Genomic DNA, 1751 nt, shown 5'->3' with positions numbered 1-1751 from the left:
CGCGCCTGGGTCGAGGAGCTCCTCGGCCTTCACGTTTGCGGCGACAGCCTTCGCCTCGACCCGGTGATTCCCGGTTGGTGGTCGGGGTTCCGGCTGACCTACCGTCGCGGCGAGGCGCTGTACGAGATCCAGGTGGACAACTCTGCCCGCGTCGAGCGCGGGGTGGCCTCGGTCGAGATGGATGGGCAGCCGTTGACCGACGGCGTCATCCCGCTCGAGCGTGAGTTGGTGAAGCATCGGGTAGTGGTGCGGATGGGCCACGGATCTGCCGGCCCGTCCGCGTCGTCCCCGTCTACCTAACGCCGGGCGAAGGCGGCCGAGCCGACGACAAGCGCGCCGGCAGCAGTTTCCTGGCGCATGCGGTGGGCGAGCCACAGCGAGCGACAAACTCCCCGGCTTCGATACCTAGCCTGTCGACGACGACAGCAGCAGCCGACTTCGGCTCCGGCAGAGCTTCGCATTCGCCACAGCTGCTCCAAAGAGCAGGGTGCCGCCCGGTTGGCCGACACCCTCGAGCGTTTCCTTGTCGGGCAGAGTTCGCTCGGGGTCTTCAGGCCGGACTGCCGCGGTCGCTCGTGGGCACTCACCCGCACCGCTCCGAGCCTGATTGCATTGCCGGAGGTTGACCGGGCTCCGCCCACGCCTGCAAGCGCTGACGGCCGGGCTGCCGGTCAAATTGCATCCGAGCGCGGCGATCGCCAGCAGGAGAAGCAGAAGCCAGCCGAAGCGTCTCAAATGGCCGCCCGGTCGGCCATGACCCGCACCGCCGGGGCGACGGAAGCGAACGACCGGGATCACTCGGCGCGGCTTGTGTCCTGGGGCCCGGGTGCGCCCCAGCTCAAGCTTGAGGGATCGGCCATCCTAGGGAAGCGAGAAGCCGTACTGATTGTTGGCCGGGTTCGGGTCTTTGTTTTCCGGGACGATGATCGAACATTGCCCGCCCGGGTAGAAGCAGGCCGGGTTGGTCATTGACAGGCTGACGTCGAAGTGCCCGGTGCCGACTCCCTGGTGGATCTCGACGGTCACGTCGGCGACCGCCGGCGCGCAAGGCTGGCTGGCATCGGCGAGCTGGTATCCCTGCGCCACGCAGACGACGCGCAGTGGACCTTCGAAGGCGTTGGGCCCGTAGTTGCGCACGTCGAGGGTGAGCGTCGTGGTGGCACCGATTGGGGAGACCCGCGATACACCGTACAGCTCGAGGTCGGATTGGACGATGCCCCACGAGCCGCCGCCGGGAGGCGGGGCGGTAGTGAGCGTGATCGTCGGCGGCACTTTGGTCTTCGTCGCTGGGACGACGATCGGCACCGCCGTCGTCGGCGCGACGATGACTGCGGCCGTGGCCGTGGCCGTCGGCTCGGTCGTCGCCACCGTGGGCGGCGCCTGGGTCTCGGTGAGGACCGGCGGCAGTGTTTCGGTAGGTGTGGGTTGCAGGCTTAGCGGCAGCTTGCAGGTGCAGGCCAGGACGGCGGCGAAGGCCGCCATACCGACGCACACAACGGCAATCCTGTGGCGGCGGAGGATCGGGGGCATCAAAGGCTCCTTGGTAGGCGGGGGGGCGATTGGGGCGCGTCCATGCGATCGGCCCAGGTCTCGACCTGCAGGCCGAGGGGTTGACCGAGGAACGCCTTGAAGGACGCCCGGTGTGTGCCCCCATGGACCCACCCCAGACGGACCCCTTGCGGGAATGGGGGGTCGCGCCACCCAGGGGCGGAGTCTAGACAATGGAAGTCACGAGCGCAACCGCTGGCGAT

The 1751-nt window shown here is 68.5% G+C and carries 2 protein-coding genes; one reads left to right on the top strand and one right to left on the bottom strand.

Going from position 1 to position 1751, the window contains the following annotated elements:
- Nucleotides 1–300, top strand: a 300-nt coding sequence (locus tag MUO23_01635) for a hypothetical protein (protein MCJ7511654.1), incomplete at its 5' end; no start/stop codon positions are given.
- A gap of 561 nt (nt 301–861) precedes the next feature.
- Here the strand turns inward: MUO23_01635 and MUO23_01630 are convergent.
- Nucleotides 862–1530: a hypothetical protein gene (locus MUO23_01630; protein ID MCJ7511653.1), complete on the bottom strand. Its 669-nt coding sequence runs from the start codon at nt 1528–1530 to the stop codon at nt 862–864.
- Nucleotides 1531–1751 lie beyond the last annotated feature (221 nt).

Source organism: Anaerolineales bacterium (genome assembly GCA_022866145.1).
GTDB lineage: Bacteria > Chloroflexota > Anaerolineae > Anaerolineales > E44-bin32 > PFL42.
The sequence above is the reverse complement of the archived record's forward strand: the minus strand, read 5'-3'. Positions and strand labels throughout refer to the sequence as shown.